The sequence below is a fragment of the Vibrio sp. 2134-1 genome (genome assembly GCF_033339495.1).
The window spans coordinates 1-629 of the sequence record NZ_JAWOUS010000578.1 but is presented as its reverse complement, the minus strand read 5'-3'; the positions used below and the strand labels follow the sequence as shown (position 1 = coordinate 629).

Here is a 629-nt window from a genome sequence, read left to right as displayed (position 1 = left end):
ACCTTTTTTTGCGCCAAATCACTAATTTTTTCTTCACTTTTTTAAGAGACAATCAAATTTATGCCAAATGCTCGCGAGCAAGATACTCATGACTCTGCATCTCGGTTAAACGCGATACACAACGCTTGAACTCAAATTCCAGTTGTCCTTCGGTATATAAGGCATCCATCTCGACTTCCGCTGAAATAATCAGTTTTACGTTACGCTCATAAAACTCGTCGACTAAAGCAATAAAACGCCTCGCAGCATCATCAATTTTACGATTCATCTGACGAACATCGGCCAGTAAAACCGTGTGATAAATACGTGAGAGTTCAATGTAATCGTTTTGACTTCGAGCGGTTTGGCACAACTGCTCAAAAGAAGCATGTAACACCCCATCACTGGCTTCAATCACGTTAATCTGTCGATGATTAATGTCGATTTTATGAGCAACACTTTTACGCTCAGCCGTAAGCTGCTGATAATAGGTATTTAAATTAATAGAAGCCTGCTCATCCAATGGATAATGGTAGATTTCGGCTTGTTCCAACGTCCTCAGACGATAATCGACACCACTATCCACATTTAGTACATGGCAACGCGCCAAAATCATATCAATAGCAGGAAGAAAACGTGCTCGCTGTAAG

At 40.7% G+C, this 629-nt stretch carries 1 protein-coding gene; it reads right to left on the bottom strand.

Annotated elements, in window-relative coordinates; translation table 11 throughout:
- Positions 1-58: 58 nt before the first annotated feature.
- Positions 59-629, bottom strand: a 571-nt coding sequence (gene zapE, locus R7R78_RS27325; protein WP_225474758.1) for a cell division protein ZapE, incomplete at its 5' end; no start/stop codon positions are given.